This window comes from Pseudomonas sp. 910_21 (genome assembly GCF_052850735.1).
On the sequence record NZ_VXCY01000010.1, the window covers coordinates 132,744 to 150,459 of the forward strand.

A 17,716-nucleotide genomic window follows, 5' to 3' on the forward strand; every position below is an offset into this window, starting at 1 on the left:
GGAGGACGCGCTATAGCGCATACCAAGCGTAGAGCAAAGGTCGGGCCAGTGGGGTGCGGGGCATATGAATCAAGGGTTTGAGGATGTTGCGACGCGGAACTGACGGCAGGGTGTGACGAATCTGGTACGACGCCGAGTGACAGTTTGTAACCTGGATGGCACAGGCTGTGACTCATGGGTCAAGCCGGCATTGCAATGAAACTGCGGCTGGAGGATGCTGGTTCGCGTGTCGAATTTTGTCGGACAGATCTGATGGCCTGTCCTTCTTTACATGCTTTACATGGCCGATTGCAGCCGGCAGCGGCGCCAGTGTTCCGTCTGAGCGTGACAGCGCATCAGGAGAATAATAAGAAATGCACAGTAGTAATCATTTGAGTCGACATGCCCAGCAGGTGCTGACGGTGGCCCAGGGTAAAGCCCATTTGCAGGGGCCCGGCAGCGATCCTTCCATCGCTCGCTCCTGGCTGCGTTGCCTTGAGGACTATCATCTGGATCCGGCCCAGGCCATGGCCCCCACAGTGCTGGAGCATGGTCGTCTGCTGGAAAGCCGCGAGCGCCTGCAGGATGTGCTGCAAATAGCCGGCACCGAGATGGCCAACCTGCATCAGCAATTGTCCGGCGCGGGTCATGCCGTGCTGCTGACCGATGCCCGGGGGGTGATCCTCAACTGCATCACCGCCCCCAGCGAGCGCAAGATTTTCGAGCATGCGGGTCTGTGGCTGGGCGCCGACTGGAGCGAGGCTCGGGAAGGCACCAACGGCATCGGCACCTGCCTGGTGGAGCGCCAGTCGCTGACCATTCACCAGGGCGAGCACTTCCGTGGCCGGCACACCGGCCTGACCTGCTCGGCGAGCCCGGTGTTCGATCCCCATGGCGAATTGCTGGCGGTGCTGGATGTGTCCTCGGCGCGTCAGGACGTTTCCCGGCAGAGTCAGTTCCACACCATGGCTTTGGTCAATCTCTCGGCGAAAATGATCGAGAGCTGCTATTTCCTGCGTTATTTCGAGAACCAGTGGCTGCTGCGCTTTCATCTGCAGGCGGAGTCTGTGGGGCTGTTCAGTGAGGGGTTGCTGGCGTTTGACGGCGAGGGGCGGATCTGTGCGGTGAACCAGAGTGCCCTGAATCTGCTGGGGCATATACGCGGTGGCTTGCTGGGCAAGCCGGTGGAAAGCTTTTTCGACTGTTCCCTGGATGAATTGCTCAGTCGCGCCAGCATCAATGCCAGCGCCAGTTGGCCCTTGCGCACCCGGGATGGGCGTCGCCTGTTCGCCTTGTTGCGCGGCCAGCCCCATCCGGTATCGCAACCAGCACCGCGTGTTCCTGCTGGTATTGCGCTGCCGCGCACTTCAAGCATCTGCCTTGGGGACGAAGGGCTGCAGAATGATTTTCGCCGGGCTTCTCGGGTGTTCGAGCGTGATGTGCCGCTGCTGATCAATGGCGAGACCGGCTCCGGCAAGGAGGCTTTTGCCAAGGCTGTGCACCAGGGCAGTGCCCGCTCGGATAAAACCTTTGTCGCCCTCAATTGCGCGGCGATCCCGGAGAGCCTGATCGAGAGCGAACTCTTCGGTTATCGCGGCGGCAGCTTTACCGGGGCACGCAAGGAGGGGATGCGCGGCAAGTTGCAACAGGCCGATGGCGGCACCTTGTTCCTCGATGAAATCGGCGATATGCCCCTGGCCCTGCAGACGCGTTTGCTGCGGGTGCTGGAGGATCGCCTGGTGGTGCCGATTGGCGGTGAGCCGCAATCGGTCAACGTGCGGATCATCAGTGCGACCCACCGGGATCTGATGGAACGGGTACGCGACGGCAGTTTTCGCGAGGACTTGTACTACCGGCTCAATGGTCTGGAGATCGCGCTGCCGGCCCTGCGCGATCGCAGCGACAAATCCCAGTTGCTGGACTTTCTCCTGGCCGAAGAAGCGGGTGGGCAACCGGTGGTGCTGGACGAAGCGGTGCGTCAAAGCCTGTTGAGTTATTCCTGGCCGGGTAACGTGCGGCAATTGCGCAATGTGCTGCGGACCCTGGCGGCCTTGTGTGAAAACGGTCGCATTGGTCTGGAAGATCTGCCGCCGTTGATCCGCAATAACCGCCCGGCGCCGGTTAGCGAGCCCGTTGCCGAGGCGCCGGAGCGCCCCCTGGAGGACGCCGAGCGGGTTGCGCTACTGGCAGCCCTGGAGCAACAGCGCTGGCACATGACCCATACCGCCGAACAGTTGGGCGTCAGCCGCAACACCCTCTATAGAAAGCTGCGCAAACACGGTATCGCGCGTTAAGCCGCCTCTGTAGTCGCTGGTGCAGGGCCACGCGCCTGGTGCCAGCGGTGGCAAACGCAACAGCCTCCCGGTCAGCTAATGGGTGCGATTTGCAGCCCTCTAGGCTAACCTGCGCCGATGTTTTATGAGGTCGACTATGCACATCCATATTCTCGGTATCTGCGGCACTTTCATGGGCTCGATGGCGGTTCTGGCTAAAGAACTGGGCCATCACGTCACCGGCTCCGACGCTAACGTCTATCCCCCCATGAGCACCCAGCTGCAAGCCCAGGGCATCGAGCTGACCCAAGGCTACGACCCGGCCCAGTTGGACCCGGCTCCGGATCTGGTGGTGATCGGCAATGCCATGTCCCGGGGCAATCCGGCCGTGGAGTATGTGCTGAACAAAGGCCTGCCCTATGTTTCCGGCCCGCAGTGGCTGGCGGACCATGTACTGCAAGGGCGCTGGGTCCTGGCGGTAGCCGGCACCCACGGCAAGACCACCACCAGCAGCATGCTGGCCTGGGTGCTGGAGCATGCGGGTATGAGCCCGGGCTTCCTGATCGGTGGGGTGCCGCAGAATTTCGCCGTCTCCGCGCGCCTGGGCGGCACCCCGTTCTTCGTGATCGAGGCCGATGAGTACGACAGTGCGTTCTTCGACAAGCGTTCGAAGTTCGTCCATTACCGCCCACGGACGGCGATCCTCAATAACCTTGAGTTCGATCATGCGGATATCTTCCCTGACCTGGCAGCCATCGAGCGGCAGTTCCACCACCTGGTGCGGACCATCCCCAGTGAAGGCCTGGTGATTCATCCCACCACCGAGCCCGCCTTGCAGCGGGTCATCGAGATGGGCTGCTGGACGCCGGTGCAGACCACCGGTGCCGGTGGCCAGTGGCAGGTCAAGTTGCTCAGTGCCGACGGTTCGGCTTTTGAAGTGATGTTCGAGGGTGTGAGCCAGGGCGTGGTGGAGTGGGAGCTGACCGGGCAGCACAACGTGGCCAATGCCCTGGCGACTCTGGCTGCTGCTCGTCATGTCGGCGTGGTGCCGTCCATGGGCATTGCCGGCCTGAGTGCGTTCAAGAGCGTGAAGCGCCGCATGGAGAAGGTCGCCGAAGTGCATGGCGTGACCATCTACGATGACTTCGCCCACCACCCAACGGCCATTGCCACCACCCTGGACGGTCTGCGCAAGCGGGTCGGCGACGCACCGGTGATCGCCATCATCGAGCCGCGCTCCAATTCCATGAAGCTTGGCGCCCACCGTGATGGGCTGCCGGAAAGCGTCAATCAGGCCGATCAGGTGATCTGGTATGCACCGGCCAACCTGGGCTGGGACCTGGCGGCCACGGCAGCCTTGTGTACGGTGCCGTCGATTGTCAGCGACTCCCTTGAGGGCATCATCGAACGGGTGAAAAGCCAGGCCAAGCCCGGTACCCAGGTGGTGATCATGAGCAACGGCGGCTTCGGCGGCCTGCACGGCAAACTGGCCGAGGCACTGCAATGAGCAACGGCCCGGAACGCATCACCCTGGCCATGACCGGTGCCTCGGGCGCCCAGTACGGTTTGCGCCTGCTGGATTGCCTGGTGCGTGAGGATCGGGAAGTGCACTTCCTGATCTCCAAGGCCGCGCAGTTGGTCATGGCCACGGAAACCGATGTGACCCTGCCGCCCAAACCGCAGATGATGCAGGCCTTCCTCACCGAGTACACCGGCGCGGCGGCGGGGCAGATCCGTGTCTATGGCAAGGAAGACTGGATGTCGCCGGTGGCCTCGGGTTCCGGCTCGCCGGCGGCGATGGTGGTGGTGCCGTGTTCCACTGGCACCTTGTCGGCCATCGCCACCGGTGCCTGCAACAACCTGATCGAGCGGGCGGCGGACGTAACCCTCAAGGAGCGCCGGCAGTTGATTCTGGTGCCTCGCGAGGCACCCTATTCCAGCATTCATCTGGAACACATGCTCAAGTTGTCGAATATGGGCGTGACTATCCTGCCGGCGTCGCCGGGCTTCTATCATCAGCCGCAAACCATCGATGACCTGGTGGATTTCGTCGTGGCGCGGATTCTCAATCTGTTGAATATCCCGCAGGACATGTTGCCGCGCTGGGGCGAGCACCATTTGAGCAGCGATGAATAAGCTGCTGCTGATTATGCTGGCCGCCCTGCAACTGGGCGGCTGCGCCACGGTCCGCACCTTGAATGCCGCCCAGCCCGGGGCTCCGGTGGTGTATTCGGGAACGCGCCTGGACTTGTATGCGATGCAGGGTGGGTGCTGCGCCATGGACCGCTTTGGCGCCGAGGCACCGAGCTACCCAGGGGTGGATCTGCCGGCCAGTGCCCTGCTCGATACCCTGCTGCTGCCGTTGTCGGTGCTGACGGTATTGGGTGTGGGGTTTCAGGCTACGGGTGGGTTGTAGCACTTCGCCGGCAAGCCGGCTCCTGCAGGTGTATGCAAGAACCGGCTTGTTGGCGAATTTTTCATTTACCCAGTTTGCGTAGTTCGTCGGACTCGACGACCCGGGTGCCGCTTTGCTCTTCCAGGGCCAGCCGCCACATTGCACGAGCCAACTGGCAGGCTTCGATACCGTGGTACTTGCCCGGGATCAGTCGCGACAACGGGCCGGCCAGTTGTTCGGTCAGACGCGGTTCGATCCGATCTCCCAGCAGCAGTGACGGCCGGCAAATGGTCAACTGTGGCCAGCCCTGCTGTTTCAGGGCCTCTTCCATTTCACCTTTGACCCGGTTGTAGAAAATCGACGACTTGGGATCAGCGCCCAGGGCGCTGATCACTATCAGGTGCCGCGCGCCCATTTCCAGGGCACGTTTGCCGAAGGCCACCACCATGTCCAGGTCCACGGCGCGAAAGGCCGCTTCGGAGCCGGCCTGTTTGATCGTGGTGCCCAGGCAGCAGAAGGCGATCTCCACCTTGCCGCTCAGTTGCGGCAGGAACACCGCTGGATCGCCGACGGGGTTTTCCAGGCGTGGGTGCTTGCTGAGCGGGCGTCTGCTGGGTGCCAGAACACGAATGATGGTGGGCTCGTTGAGCAGGCGATCGAGCAGTTGCTCTCCGGTCAGTCCGGAGGCGCCGGCGAGCAGGATGTGCTGAGGCGTCAAGTACATAGTCATTCCCCCTTGATACTGTTTCAGCTTAGTTGCTCTGTGCTTCCTTGCTGCCTATAGAGACACTTTGCAGCGCTTTTCGTGCCTGCTGTTTGCGCAATTGTTGCCAATGCGCGATGACGCCTTTGGGGGCCCAGATCTGTGGTTCTGAGGCTTCGAAGCCATCTGCCTGTTCACGCTCGGCCACCGTGGCCCTGGCCAGTTTGAAGGCATGTTCCAGGTCGTCGGTCTGGTTCAGTGCCTGGGCGAACAAAGCATCGCCGAAGTAGGTGAAGTCGGCCTCTTCGGAGCAGCCGAAAGACACCCGGTCGGCTTGGGAGGCGGTCATGATCAGGGTTCGTTCGTCCTTGAGCGCAGGGATGAAACCACCCGAGTAGCAGGACGAGATAACGATGATCTTGTCGCGGTTTTTCAAGGGCGCCAAGGCGATGGCCAGTTCATCGGCCGGCAGGTCGGCCAACTCCAGGCGCGGCTGATCCAGCACCAGTTCGTGCTCGCTGGTGCCATGGCTGGTGAGGTAGATGAACACCAGGTCCTCGGGGCCGCTGCGTTCGGCCAGGGTCTGTGCGGCGCGGCGCAGGTTTTCCCGGGTGGCCATCGGCCGATTCATCAGGTGGTCGCGGTGGTTGACCAGACGGATCTGACCGTAGGCGCCGAAGCGGCTCGCGAGCATGTTGCTGACGTAGTCGGCTTCGCGCAGGAAGACGCTCTGCTTGCCGTCGCCGGCCAGGGTCAGGCTATAGAGTTCGATGGTCGGAGTGGAGACAGGCACCGCATCGAGGGCCTCCTTGAGCAGGCGGCCCTGGACCAGCAGGGCAGTCTCCAATGGGTCCGGCAGTAGTTTGCCGTCGGCGTCGCGAACCCGCATGCCATTGTTCCAGACACCGCTTTGCACACTGCCATCGCGCAGCACCAGCACACCGTGGCCCTGGTAGTTGTCGCTGTCGAAGCCGCCGATGTAGAAGCTGCCGTCACTGAGGTTCAGTCGTCCTTCGCCGCTGAAGCGCCAGTCGCTGAAGGTGCCGACATAATGGCTGCCATCGGCGCCGATCAGCTCGCCCTTGCCACCCAGGGCACCTTCCTTGAACTGGCCGATCCAGACGTCGCCGTCGGAGTTTTCGTAGCGGCCCTTGCCATTGAGCTGGTTGTGTTTGAAACCACCGACATAGATGTCGCCTTCGGCGCTGTTGAAGGTGCCGTTGCCTTCCAGTTGGCCGTTGACGAAGTTACCGCTGAACTGGTTGCCGCTGCCATCGCTGCGCTGGCCTTCGCCATTGGGCTTGCCCTTGGCGAATTGCCCCTGATACTGGCTGCCGTCCTCCAGTTCCAGGCGGCCCAGACCCGAGTACAGGTCGGCCTTGAACTCGCCGCGATAGGTCATGCCGTCTTCTTTGAGGGTGCCTTCGCCGTCCCGGCGCCCGAGTTTGAAGCCGCCGCTGTAGCTGCTGTCCTTGGTGGTCAGGATGCCTTGGCCATGGAACAGCCCTTGCTGGAACTCGCCGCGGTAGACCTCGCCATTGCTGCCGTGCCATTCGCCCTGGCCATGCCATTGGCCCTTGTCGAACTGGCCGGCGTACCAGCTGCCGTTGGGGTAATCGATGCGCCCCTGTCCCTGGAGCAGGCCATTGACCAGATCACCGCGATAGCGCCCGCCGTCGGGCAGTCGGGCATCGGGCGGCAACAGCGATTCGCCGTCTCCGCAAGCGCTGAGCAAGAGGGTCAAGACCAGGGGTACAAGTGGGCGCATAACGGGTTCCGGATAATTAGGGGACCGAGTATGCCGCAGCGGTGTGACTTATATATAGAGAGGTTGAGCGAAACAGCGTGAGCTGTTTCGCATCAGGGGCATTTCAGACGAAGCAGAGCGACAGCGGTTCAGCGATATAGGCAGGTTTTTCCTCGCCGTCGATCTCCAGGGTGGCAGTGGCCTTGAGCAGCCACTGGCCGGGTTTCTTCTCGGTGACGTCGGTCAGCTCGACCTTGAGACGCACCTTGGAGTCGACTTTCACCGGCTGGATGAAGCGCACGCTGTCCAGGCCATAGTTGACCACCATCTTCAGGCCTTCGGGCAGCACGAGGATGTCTTCCATCAGTTTGGGGATCAGCGAAAGGGTCAGGAACCCGTGGGCGATGGTGGTGCCGAACGGGGTTTTCGCGGCCTTGGCCGGGTCCACGTGAATGAACTGGAAGTCGCCAGTGGCTTCGGCAAACAGGTTGATACGCTCCTGGTCAATGGTGAGCCACGCGGAACGTCCGAGTTCCTTCCCGACATAATCTTTGAGCTCTGCAACAGGAACATAGGGCATTGAGACTCTCCTTGGTTCAACGATTTTTTTAGTGTTAGACCCAGTGCTTTGTGGTCTGAAGTATCCACTTTAGATCATCATGGCGATCCTTCCCGGTAAACATCCATGCTTTTGGCGAATGCCGGTTCATAGCGCCTGCGTGCTTATAATGCGCCACGGGATCTGGCTGGAGAGGCGGTATGTTGTTACGCGGTTTGACATGGTTGGTGCTGTTCCAATTGCTCGGCACGGCGCTCAATCATCTGCTGTTACCCGTACTGCCAGGGCCGATCATCGGCCTGTTGCTGCTGCTGGTTTTTCTGGTGGTGCATGGCGAAGTGGGCGAGCCGCTGAACCTGGCGGCCAGCAGTCTGTTGCGTTACCTGCCACTGCTGTTGGTGCCGCCTGCCGTCGGGGTGATGGTCTATGCCCGGGATATCGCCGCGGACTTCTGGGCAATCACCGGAGCGCTGGTGCTGTCGCTGGTGATCTCCATGGCTTTTGTCGGCGTGCTGATGCAGCGCCTGGTCAAGCGCCAGTCCCGCCGGGAGGACAGCCAATGAATGTCGATTGGCAGGGCGCCTGGGCGGCGGTGATTCACCATCCGCTGTTCGGTATCGGCATCACCCTGGGTGCCTATCAACTGGTGTTGGCAGCTTTTGAGAAAACTCGCTGGATGTTCCTGCAGCCGGTACTGGTGTCCATGCTGCTGGTGATTGGTGTGTTGCTTGGCTGTGGCTTGAGTTATGCCGAGTATCGCAAGAGCACCGAGATTCTGAGCATTCTGCTGGGCCCGGCCACTGTGGCCCTGGCAGTGCCCTTGTACCTCAACCTGCGGCGCATCCGCCAATTGTTCTGGCCGATATTGACTACGCTGGTGGTGGGCGGGGTGCTGGCCACCAGTCTGGGGGTGCTGTTGGGATGGTGGTTCGGTGCTGAGCACATGATCCTCATGACCATGGCGCCCAAGTCGGTGACCTCGCCGATCGCCATGCTGGTGGCCGAGCAGATTGGTGGCGTCGCGGCCCTGGCTGCGGTGTTCGTGCTGATTACCGGAGTGATCGGGGCGATTTTCGGCCCGAGCATCCTCAACCGCCTGGGCGTTCATGGGCCTGAGGCGCGAGGCATGGCCTTGGGCATGACCGCTCATGCGGTGGGCACTTCGGTGGCCTTGCAGGAGAGTGAGGAGTGCGGCGCCTTCGCGGCGCTGGCCATGAGTCTGATGGGCGTGGCCACGGCGGTACTGCTGCCGTTGGCGGTGTCTTTGCTGGTTTAAGGATTGATGTATGAGCCTAGCGCTGTTTCCCCTGAATACCGTGCTGTTCCCTGACTGCATCCTCGATCTGCAGATTTTCGAGGCGCGCTACCTGGACATGATTGGCCGCTGCATGAAGCAGGGCTGCGGCTTCGGGGTGGTGTGCATCCTGGAGGGGGAGGAGGTCGGTAGTGCCGCGTCGGGCTATGCCCTGGTGGGCTGCGAGGCACTGATTACCGACTTCCACCAGCAGGACAATGGGCTCCTGGGAATCAGGGTCAAGGGTGGTCGGCGTTTCCGCGTGCTCGAGAGCGAAGTTCAGAAAGACCAACTGACGGTGGCCCAGGTCCAGTGGCTGCCGGAGGCTGCGGAGCAACCACTGCAGGATGAGGACGCAGACCTGATCGCGCTGCTCAAGGCCCTGGCCGAGCATCCGATGGTGGAGGCCCTGGACATGGGCAGCGAGGCGGCGGGGCAGTTGTCCCTGGCCAATCAACTGGCCTACCTGCTGCCTTTTTCCGAACAGGACAAGATCGACCTGCTGCAACTGGATGACCCGCAGCAGCGTCTCGATGCCATCCAGCAACTGCTGGATGAGCTGCAAGGCGAACTCTTCGCCTGAGCCCTGAACCTCTAGCGGCGGCTACAGCTTGCCGCTTGCACTCTTAATAGGCATATCGCAGCAGGGCGTGAGGCAGATGCCGTGTCGCCATGAACCCGCACATCAACAGCATGACCGGCAGTAGCAGCCACCAGACCTTGGCCGACATCGGCTTGAGCGGGCCTTGCCATTGAATCAGGGTCAGGCTGGCGGCACAGACACAGGTTGCGAGCATGGCGCCGGCGAGAATGTCGGTTGGCCAATGGGCACCCAGGTAGACCCGGGACAAGGCAATGGACGCCGCCGGCAGGCAGCCCAGCAACAGCCAGGTCAGGCGCATTCGTGGTGGCTGGCCACGGCCTGCCAGTACCGCCAGGGTCAGGAACAGGGCGAAGGAGCCAGAAGAGTGGCCGCTAGGCATACTGAAACTGGTGAGGGGCTCGGTCAGAACCTCGGGACGTACCCGTGCGAAAAACCATTTGCTGCCGGTGTTGGCCAGTGCAGTGCACATCAGGGTCGCGCCGGCGAATACGGCTTGGCGCCATTGGCGCAGGGCCAGGAGTAGCAGGGTCAGTACCGCGCTGATGATGAACATGGCGCGAAATTCGCCGATCTGGGTGACCATCACCATGATCTTGTCCAGGGTCGGGTTCCGGTGTTCCTGTACCAGGGCGATCAGGCCCTGGTCGAACTGCGTGAGATAGGGGTAGCCGATGAACAGCCCTGCCAGGATCAACAGGCTCAGGCCGGACATCAGCAGGGTCGCCCGGCGATGACGACGCAGGCTGCTGGCGACGCTCAAGCCGATCAGTACCGCGAGGCTGCCGACTACGACACCGGCTTGTGGCCAGAAGCCTTCGGGCAGCGGCAGGCGAATCGCCGCGCCAGTGGCCCAGCCTGGCAGCAGGTAAGCCACTGACCAGCCTGCTGCAGCCAAGAGGCTGACGGCGAAAAATCGTGCAAATGGCATGTCGAACATGCCGGCAACCATTGGCAGCATCGGCCGCAACGGGCCGATGAAGCGCCCTACCAACAGACTGGCGATGCCGTAACGCTGGAAATAGGCTTCGGCGCCGTTGATCCATTCCGGATGATGGCGCAGTCCTGGCAGGCGACGGATGCTCTGGTGAAAGTGTCGCCCCAGCAGGTAGGACGCCACGTCCCCGAGCAAACCGCCGAACAACCCCAGGAGCAGGGTTTCTCCCAGTGACAGCGCGCCGTTGCCGGCCAGCACGGCAATCGCGAACAGCAGCACCGTTCCCGGAACGATCAGGCCGGCAATGGCCAGGCACTCCACGCAGGCCACAATAAATACGGCGGCGGCCAGCCATTGCGGGTTGCTGGTCAGCCAGGCGGTCACGCTGTCGAGCCATGGGCCCATAAATTCAACTCCATTGTCAGTGTCTGGCGGGTACGGGCTGCGGTAATCAGTCGAGGATCAGGTAGTCGCGACCTTCGACTTGGCCACGGCGCAGCGGGTTCCTTGTGCAGTGGGGTGCATAGGCGGCATCGACGAAGCGGTACATCAGGTGTTCGTCACGACCGTGGGGGATGCCCAGGCGCGTGGTCTGGATGATGTGCGGCACGGCGCTGCCGACGTCCTCGACGAAGAGGGTTTCGTGATCGAAGCGTTTTGCATCCCAGATCGGGACTTTCAAGCCCATGGCCTTGCACAGCAGGGTCTGGCCAGCGCAGAGCTTCTGCGAGGGGCGCGGGCGGCCACGGGCGTCCGGGTTGTTCAGCAGCATTTGCGCCAGGCTGGCCGGGCCGGAGACGGCGTCGACCCAGGGATAGGCGGACTTGATCAGTACCGCATTGCCAGGGCCCTGGGCGCTGAAGTTAAGCGAGTCGCCGCCGCGGGCGTAGTACATATAGATGTGCCCGCCATCGAGAAACAAAGCCTTACGTTTTTCTGTGTAGCCGAGGGAGGCGTGGCTGCCTTTTTCCTCGCAGTAATAGGCTTCGGTTTCGATAATGCGCGCGGACAACCACAGCTCGCCGACTTTATGGCGAATGACTTTGCCCAGCAGCTCACGGGCCAAGAGCTGAGCGTCACGGTCGAAAAAGCCGTCAGGCAAGGCTTTGGGCAGGTTCGCAGAGGTCAGGATGGACATGGTGGCGAGGGTTATGGCGGAAAAAGTGACGTAATGGTAACAACTCCAGGCTTAATTCAGGCTGAAGCACGAGTATTTACACTCCATTTCGACCATCCGCCTGTGACCGCTGTCCGTGAACGGGCGCGACAGCTATAATCAGCCGCTTTCCTCTTTGCCAAGACCACACCAGACCATGACTGAGTCCGTTCTTGACTACATGACCCGTTTGGGTCGCGCTGCCCGCCAAGCTTCCCGGGTGATCGCCCGTGCCACCACTGCGCAGAAGAACCGTGCGCTGCTGGCGGCTGCCGATGCCCTGGACGCTGCGCGACCGGAACTGACCGCAGCCAACGAGCAGGACCTGGCAAACGGCCGGGCCAATGGTCTGGAACCCGCTCTGCTGGATCGTCTGGCGCTGACTCCCGCACGCATCGACGAAATGATCGAAGGCCTGCGTCAGGTGGCCAAACTGCCTGACCCCATCGGTGAAATCCGCGATATGCGCTACCTGCCTTCGGGCATTCAGGTGGGCAAGATGCGCGTGCCCCTGGGCGTGATCGGCATCATCTACGAGTCCCGTCCGAACGTGACCATCGATGCTGCCAGCCTGTGCCTGAAGTCCGGCAACGCCACTATCCTGCGGGGCGGTTCCGAGGCCATTCATTCCAACCGTGCCATTGCCACCTGCATTCAGCAGGGATTGGCGGCTGCCGATCTGCCGCCTCATGTGGTGCAAGTGGTGGAAACCACCGATCGTGCTGCGGTGGGCGCGCTGATCACCATGCCCGAGTTTGTCGACGTGATCGTGCCTCGTGGCGGCAAGAGCCTGATCGAGCGGGTCAGCCGCGATGCCAAAGTGCCGGTGATCAAGCACCTGGACGGCGTCTGTCATGTGTTCATCGACGTGGCGGCGGACCTGGACAAGGCGATTCGTATTGCCGATAACGCCAAGACCCAGCGCTACGCGCCGTGCAACACCATGGAAACCCTGCTGGTTCATGCCGCCATCGCTGACCGTGTGCTGCCGCCATTGGCTGCGATCTATCGCGACAAGGGCGTCGAGCTGCGTGGCTGCGAGCAAACCCGAGGAATTCTCGGCGCCGATGTGCTGCAAGCGACTGAAGAAGACTGGCGCACCGAGTACACCGCGCCGATCCTCTCGATCCGGGTGCTGGACAGCCTGGAGCAGGCGATCGAGCACATCAATACCTACGGTTCGCACCACACCGACTCCATCGTCACCGAGAACTTCAGTGACGCTCGGCGCTTCCTCAACGAAGTGGATTCCAGTTCGGTCATGGTCAACGCCTCTACGCGCTTTGCCGACGGTTTTGAATATGGCCTGGGGGCGGAGATCGGCATTTCCACCGACAAGCTGCACGCCCGTGGCCCGGTTGGGCTGGAAGGCTTGACCAGCGAGAAGTATGTGGTTTTCGGCGACGGTCACGTGCGCACTTGATGGGCAAACGTATCGGTCTGCTGGGCGGCACCTTCGATCCAGTGCATATCGGCCACTTGCGTGGTGCGCTGGAGGTGGCGGAATCCATGCAACTCGATGAGTTGCGCCTGACACCCAGTGCCAGGCCGCCTCATCGGGATACACCGCAAGTGTCGGCGCTTGATCGCCTGGCAATGGTCGAATGTGCGGTGGCGGGCGTTTCCCCCCTGGTGGTGGACGACCGTGAGCTGAAGCGGGACAAGCCGTCCTACACCATCGACACCCTGGAACAGATGCGGGCCGAGCTGGCCGCGGATGACCAGTTGTTTCTGTTACTGGGCTGGGACGCGTTTTGCGGCCTGCCCACCTGGCATCGTTGGGAAGAATTACTCCAGCATTGCCACATCCTGGTGCTGCAACGCCCGGATGCCGACAGCGAGCCACCGGATGCCTTGCGCAACCTGTTGGCGGCGCGCTCGGTGAGCGACCCACTGGCCCTGCAAGGGCCGGGGGGACACATTGCATTCGTCTGGCAGACGCCGCTTGCGGTGTCCGCCACCCAGATCCGTCAACTGCTGGCCAGCGGTAAGTCGGTACGTTTCCTGGTGCCTGACGCGGTCCTGGCCTATATCGATGCTCACGGACTTTACCGTGCGCCGAACTGAAGGAACGCTGCCGGCCTGTGCTGAGCGGCGCTCCAAACATACGAGCTGAACGAGTTTTATATGACTAACCAAGTAATGAAAGGCGAAGATCTGGTCAAGGTGGCTGTTGCCGCGCTGGAAGACGTCAAAGCCCAGGACATCCTGGTGATCGATGTTCGCGACAAGCAGAGCATCACTGACTACATGATCATCGCCACCGGTACCTCCAATCGCCAGATCAGCGCGATGCTGGAAAAGGTCCGCGAAATGGTCAAGGCCCAGGGCGTGCGCCCGTTGGGTGAAGAAGGCAAGGGCGACAGCGACTGGGTGCTGCTGGACCTGGACGACGTGATCGTGCACATGATGACCGCCTCGGCCCGCCAGTTCTACGACCTGGAGCGTCTGTGGCAGGGCGCCGAGCAGAGCCGCGCGGCTGACGGCAAGCACCACAGCCCGGAGCATGGTCACGAGCACTTCACCAAGCTCAACAAAGACCAGCAATAAGGGACGGCTGTGCGCCTGCGTCTGATCGCTGTCGGTTCACGCATGCCCAAGTGGGTGGAAGAGGGTTGGCACGAATATGCCAAGCGTCTGCCATCCGAGCTGGCGCTGGAACTGGTGGAAATTCCGCTCAATACCCGAGGCAAGAACGCCGACGTGGCTCGCTTCATCCGTCAGGAAGGCGAAGCCATGCTGGCCAAGGTCGGGCATAACGAGCGCATCGTCACTCTTGAGGTGCACGGCAAACCCTGGAGCACCGAGCAGTTGGCGGTGGAACTGGATCGCTGGCGCCTCGATTCGCGCACCGTGAATTTCATGGTCGGCGGCCCGGAAGGGCTGGCGCCGGAAGTCTGCGCGCGAGCGGATCAGCGCTGGTCGCTGTCGCCGCTGACCTTGCCGCACCCGCTGGTGCGGATTCTCATCGGTGAACAGCTGTATCGCGCCTGGACCGTGTTGTCCGGGCACCCTTACCACAAGTAGCCCGCGCCCCTAATGTCCCAGCCGATCCGTATCAAGGACCACGAAAAAGACGCCCGTCTGGTGCGTGGCCGGGTCGTGTTCGGCGCCATCATGGTGGTCTGCCTGATTGGCGTGCTGATTGCCCGGCTGTATTACCTGCAGGTGATCCAGTACGACTATCACTCCACGCTGTCGGAGAACAATCGGGTGCATGTGCAGCCGATTCCCCCGACTCGCGGACTTATTTTCGACCGTAATGGCGTGGTAGTGGCTGATAACCGGCCCAGCTTCAGCCTGAGCATGACCCGCGAACGTTCCGGTGACTGGCAGCAGGTCCTCGATGTGATTGTCGAGGTGCTGGAACTGACCCCTGAAGACCGGGTGCTGTTCGAAAAGCGCATGAAGCAGGGGCGGCGTCCCTTCGAGCCGGTGCCGATCCTCTTCGAGTTGACGGAAGAGCAGATTGCCCGCATTGCGGTGAACCAGTTCCGTTTGCCCGGGGTGGAGGTGGTTGCTCAACTGGTCCGGCATTACCCTCAGGGAGCGCATTTTGCGCACTCCGTGGGCTATATGGGACGGATCAACGAGAAAGAGCTGAAGTCCCTTGATCCGGTGAACTACAGCGGTACCCACCATATCGGCAAGACTGGCATCGAACGCTTCTATGAGCCGGAACTGCATGGGCAGGTGGGTTACGAAGAAGTTGAAACCAACGCACGTGGTCGAGTGCTGCGGGTGCTCAAGCGCACCGACCCGATTCCCGGCAAGGACATTGTCCTGAGCCTGGATATCAAGTTGCAGGAGGCCGCGGAGCTGGCTCTGGGCGGCCGCCGCGGTGCGGTGGTGGCGCTGGACCCGAGCACCGGTGAAGTCCTGGCGATGGTCAGCCAGCCGAGTTTCGATCCGAACCTGTTCGTCACCGGTATCAGCTTCAAGGCTTACGCCGAATTGCGTGATTCCATTGATCGGCCGCTGTTCAACCGGGTGCTGCGCGGCCTGTATCCGCCGGGTTCGACCATCAAGCCGGCGGTGGCGATTGCCGGGTTGGACGCCGGGGTGGTGACGGCCTCGTCTCGCGTCTACGACCCGGGCTACTACCAACTGCCCAACTACGATCACAAGTACCGCAACTGGAACCGTACCGGTGACGGTTATGTCGACCTGGACACCGCGATCATGCGGTCCAACGACACCTATTTCTATGACCTGGCCCACAAGCTGGGGATCGATCGGCTCTCGGCCTACATGACCAAGTTCGGCATCGGCCAGAAGGTCTCACTGGACATGTTCGAGGAGTCCCCCGGGTTGATGCCGACCCGCGAGTGGAAGCGCGCCACCCGGCGTCAGGCCTGGTTCCCTGGAGAAACCCTGATTCTCGGGATCGGCCAGGGTTACATGCAGTCGACGCCGTTGCAGCTGGCCCAGGCTACCGCCCTGGTTGCCAGTAAAGGTAAGTGGAACCGGCCGCACTTGGCCAAGAGCATCGAAGGCGAGAAACCGGTGGATCACAACCCGATGCCGGACATCGTCCTGCGCGACCCGTCGGACTGGATGAAGGTCAATCACGGCATGCAGCAGGTGATGCACGGCGCCCGAGGCACTGCGCGCAAGGCCGCGGTCGGTTCGCAGTACCGGATCGCCGGCAAGAGCGGTACCGCCCAGGTGGTGGCGATCAAGCAGGGCGAGAAATACGACCGCTCCAAGGTTCAAGAGCGGCATCGCGACCACGCCCTGTTTGTCGGCTTCGCCCCGGCGGAAAATCCGAAGATCGTGGTCTCGGTCATGGTCGAGAACGGTGAGTCGGGCTCCGGTGTCGCGGCTCCCGTGGTGCGTCAGGTGATGGATGCCTGGCTTCTCGGCCAGGACGGCCAGCTCAAGCCTGAGTTCGCCAGCCCTATCAGCGCGGAGGCTACGGCCCGTGAAGAGTAATTTTGACCGCATCCTCTCCAGTGAGGATGTGATGCGCCGTCGCGCGACGCTGTTGCAGCGCCTGCATATCGACGGCCCGCTATTGGTGCTATTGCTGACCCTGGCCGCCGGCAGCCTGTTCGTGCTGTATTCGGCCAGTGGCAAGAGTTGGGACCTGCTGGCCAAGCAGGCCACGTCCTTCGGCATCGGCTTGGTGTCGATGATTGTCATCGCTCAATTCGAACCGCGTTTCATGGCGCGCTGGGTGCCCCTGGGCTACGTGTTCGGTGTGGTGTTGCTGGTGGTGGTGGACGTCATGGGTCACAACGCCATGGGCGCGACCCGCTGGATCAACATTCCTGGGGTGATTCGCTTCCAGCCGTCGGAGTTCATGAAGATCATCATGCCGGCGACCATCGCCTGGTACCTGTCCAAGCGCACCTTGCCGCCCCATCTCAAGCATGTGGGGATCAGCCTGGTATTGATCGGTATTCCATTCATCCTGATCGTACGCCAGCCGGACCTGGGCACCGCTCTGCTGATCCTGGCCGGTGGCACCTTCGTGCTGTTCATGGGCGGGTTGCGCTGGCGCTGGATTCTGAGTGTGCTGGCAGCCGCAGTACCGGTGGCGATCGCCATGTGGTTCTTCATCATGCATGACTACCAGAAACAGCGAATCCTGACTTTTCTCGACCCCGAGAGCGATCCTCTGGGCACGGGCTGGAACATTATCCAGTCCAAGGCGGCCATCGGTTCCGGCGGGGTTTTCGGCAAGGGCTGGCTGCTGGGTACGCAGTCGCACCTGGACTTTTTGCCGGAGAGCCACACTGACTTCATTATTGCGGTCATGGGCGAGGAGTTCGGTCTGGTGGGCATCTGCGCGCTGTTGCTGATCTACCTGCTGCTGATCGGGCGCGGGTTGGTGATCACTGCCCAGGCGCAGACCTTGTTCGGCAAGTTGCTCGCCGGCAGCCTGACCATGACGTTTTTTGTTTACGTTTTCGTCAACATCGGTATGGTCAGTGGCTTGTTGCCGGTAGTGGGGGTTCCGTTGCCGTTCATTAGCTACGGAGGAACTTCGCTGGTGACGCTACTGTCAGCGTTTGGGGTTTTGATGTCGATCCATACCCATCGCAAGTGGATCGCGCAGGTTTGATT

At 61.8% G+C, this 17,716-nt stretch carries 18 protein-coding genes; 13 read left to right on the forward strand and 5 right to left on the reverse strand.

The annotated features are described in order from the left end of the window. Nucleotides 1–353 precede the first annotated feature (353 nt). The 4 genes from FW796_RS27420 (at nucleotide 354) to FW796_RS27435 (ending at nucleotide 4,668) form a co-directional block, all read left to right on the forward strand. The gene (locus FW796_RS27420; protein WP_446440393.1) at nucleotides 354–2,273 is read left to right on the forward strand and encodes a sigma-54-dependent Fis family transcriptional regulator; all 1,920 of its coding nucleotides are present in this window, start codon (nucleotides 354–356) and stop codon (nucleotides 2,271–2,273) included. Between the two features lie 136 nt (nucleotides 2,274–2,409). Beyond that, nucleotides 2,410–3,759, forward strand: coding sequence for a UDP-N-acetylmuramate:L-alanyl-gamma-D-glutamyl-meso-diaminopimelate ligase (gene mpl / locus FW796_RS27425; RefSeq protein ID WP_123724375.1), 1,350 nt, complete (start codon nucleotides 2,410–2,412; stop codon nucleotides 3,757–3,759). Then, on the forward strand, nucleotides 3,756–4,388 hold the full coding sequence (ubiX, locus tag FW796_RS27430; RefSeq protein ID WP_102865334.1) for a flavin prenyltransferase UbiX: 633 nt from the start codon (nucleotides 3,756–3,758) through the stop codon (nucleotides 4,386–4,388). Before mpl ends, ubiX begins: the two co-directional genes overlap by 4 nt. After that, nucleotides 4,381–4,668 (forward strand): YceK/YidQ family lipoprotein, encoded by a 288-nt coding sequence (locus FW796_RS27435; protein ID WP_404937741.1) that lies wholly within the window; start codon nucleotides 4,381–4,383, stop codon nucleotides 4,666–4,668. The genes ubiX and FW796_RS27435 overlap by 8 nt, the downstream gene beginning before the upstream one ends. Before the next feature lie 61 nt (nucleotides 4,669–4,729). Here the strand turns inward: FW796_RS27435 and FW796_RS27440 are convergent, their stop codons facing one another. The 3 genes from FW796_RS27440 to FW796_RS27450 all read right to left on the reverse strand — a co-directional run bounded on the left by FW796_RS27440 (nucleotide 4,730) and on the right by FW796_RS27450 (nucleotide 7,677). Continuing rightward, nucleotides 4,730–5,371: an oxidoreductase gene (locus FW796_RS27440; protein WP_346635660.1), complete on the reverse strand. Its 642-nt coding sequence runs from the start codon at nucleotides 5,369–5,371 to the stop codon at nucleotides 4,730–4,732. A gap of 28 nt (nucleotides 5,372–5,399) precedes the next feature. Continuing rightward, a complete protein-coding gene (locus FW796_RS27445; protein ID WP_346635661.1) occupies nucleotides 5,400–7,118 on the reverse strand; it encodes a C13 family peptidase in 1,719 nt (572 codons plus the stop codon). 103 nt (nucleotides 7,119–7,221) lie between these two features. Next, nucleotides 7,222–7,677 carry a MaoC family dehydratase gene (locus FW796_RS27450; protein WP_346635662.1) on the reverse strand — a complete coding sequence of 152 codons (456 nt, stop codon included), beginning with the start codon at nucleotides 7,675–7,677 and terminating at the stop codon, nucleotides 7,222–7,224. A 179-nt stretch (nucleotides 7,678–7,856) separates the two neighbouring features. On the opposite strand from FW796_RS27450, the gene FW796_RS27455 reads away from it, so the two are divergent. The 3 genes from FW796_RS27455 to FW796_RS27465 are packed head-to-tail and all read left to right on the forward strand — an operon-like array spanning nucleotide 7,857 to nucleotide 9,533. After that, nucleotides 7,857–8,219, forward strand: a complete 363-nt coding sequence (locus FW796_RS27455; RefSeq protein WP_446440394.1) for a CidA/LrgA family protein — start codon at nucleotides 7,857–7,859, stop codon at nucleotides 8,217–8,219. Next, on the forward strand, nucleotides 8,216–8,932 hold the full coding sequence (locus FW796_RS27460; protein WP_346635664.1) for an LrgB family protein: 717 nt from the start codon (nucleotides 8,216–8,218) through the stop codon (nucleotides 8,930–8,932). The genes FW796_RS27455 and FW796_RS27460 overlap by 4 nt, the downstream gene beginning before the upstream one ends. A 10-nt stretch (nucleotides 8,933–8,942) precedes the next feature. Then, on the forward strand, nucleotides 8,943–9,533 hold the full coding sequence (locus tag FW796_RS27465; protein WP_346635665.1) for an LON peptidase substrate-binding domain-containing protein: 591 nt from the start codon (nucleotides 8,943–8,945) through the stop codon (nucleotides 9,531–9,533). 43 nt (nucleotides 9,534–9,576) lie between these two features. Here the strand turns inward: FW796_RS27465 and FW796_RS27470 are convergent, their stop codons facing one another. Next, a complete protein-coding gene (locus FW796_RS27470; protein ID WP_446440395.1) occupies nucleotides 9,577–10,893 on the reverse strand; it encodes a bifunctional DedA family/phosphatase PAP2 family protein in 1,317 nt (438 codons plus the stop codon). Between the two features lie 46 nt (nucleotides 10,894–10,939). Continuing rightward, nucleotides 10,940–11,626, reverse strand: a complete 687-nt coding sequence (locus FW796_RS27475; RefSeq protein WP_346635667.1) for a DNA-3-methyladenine glycosylase — start codon at nucleotides 11,624–11,626, stop codon at nucleotides 10,940–10,942. Nucleotides 11,627–11,801: 175 nt separating this feature from the next. On the opposite strand from FW796_RS27475, the gene FW796_RS27480 reads away from it, so the two are divergent. The 6 genes from FW796_RS27480 to rodA are packed head-to-tail and all read left to right on the forward strand — an operon-like array spanning nucleotide 11,802 to nucleotide 17,714. Further along, a complete protein-coding gene (locus FW796_RS27480) occupies nucleotides 11,802–13,067 on the forward strand; it encodes a glutamate-5-semialdehyde dehydrogenase (RefSeq protein WP_446440396.1) in 1,266 nt (421 codons plus the stop codon). Then, nucleotides 13,067–13,711 carry a nicotinate-nucleotide adenylyltransferase gene (nadD, locus tag FW796_RS27485; RefSeq protein ID WP_092309649.1) on the forward strand — a complete coding sequence of 215 codons (645 nt, stop codon included), beginning with the start codon at nucleotides 13,067–13,069 and terminating at the stop codon, nucleotides 13,709–13,711. Before FW796_RS27480 ends, nadD begins: the two co-directional genes overlap by 1 nt. Before the next feature lie 60 nt (nucleotides 13,712–13,771). Next, nucleotides 13,772–14,194: a ribosome silencing factor gene (gene rsfS, locus FW796_RS27490; RefSeq protein WP_404937739.1), complete on the forward strand. Its 423-nt coding sequence runs from the start codon at nucleotides 13,772–13,774 to the stop codon at nucleotides 14,192–14,194. A 9-nt stretch (nucleotides 14,195–14,203) separates the two neighbouring features. Further along, a complete protein-coding gene (gene rlmH, locus FW796_RS27495; protein ID WP_011063671.1) occupies nucleotides 14,204–14,671 on the forward strand; it encodes a 23S rRNA (pseudouridine(1915)-N(3))-methyltransferase RlmH in 468 nt (155 codons plus the stop codon). 12 nt (nucleotides 14,672–14,683) lie between these two features. Further along, a complete protein-coding gene (gene mrdA, locus FW796_RS27500) occupies nucleotides 14,684–16,579 on the forward strand; it encodes a penicillin-binding protein 2 (RefSeq protein WP_346635669.1) in 1,896 nt (631 codons plus the stop codon). A gap of 31 nt (nucleotides 16,580–16,610) precedes the next feature. Then, nucleotides 16,611–17,714 carry a rod shape-determining protein RodA gene (gene rodA / locus FW796_RS27505; RefSeq protein WP_015637169.1) on the forward strand — a complete coding sequence of 368 codons (1,104 nt, stop codon included), beginning with the start codon at nucleotides 16,611–16,613 and terminating at the stop codon, nucleotides 17,712–17,714. Nucleotides 17,715–17,716 lie beyond the last annotated feature (2 nt).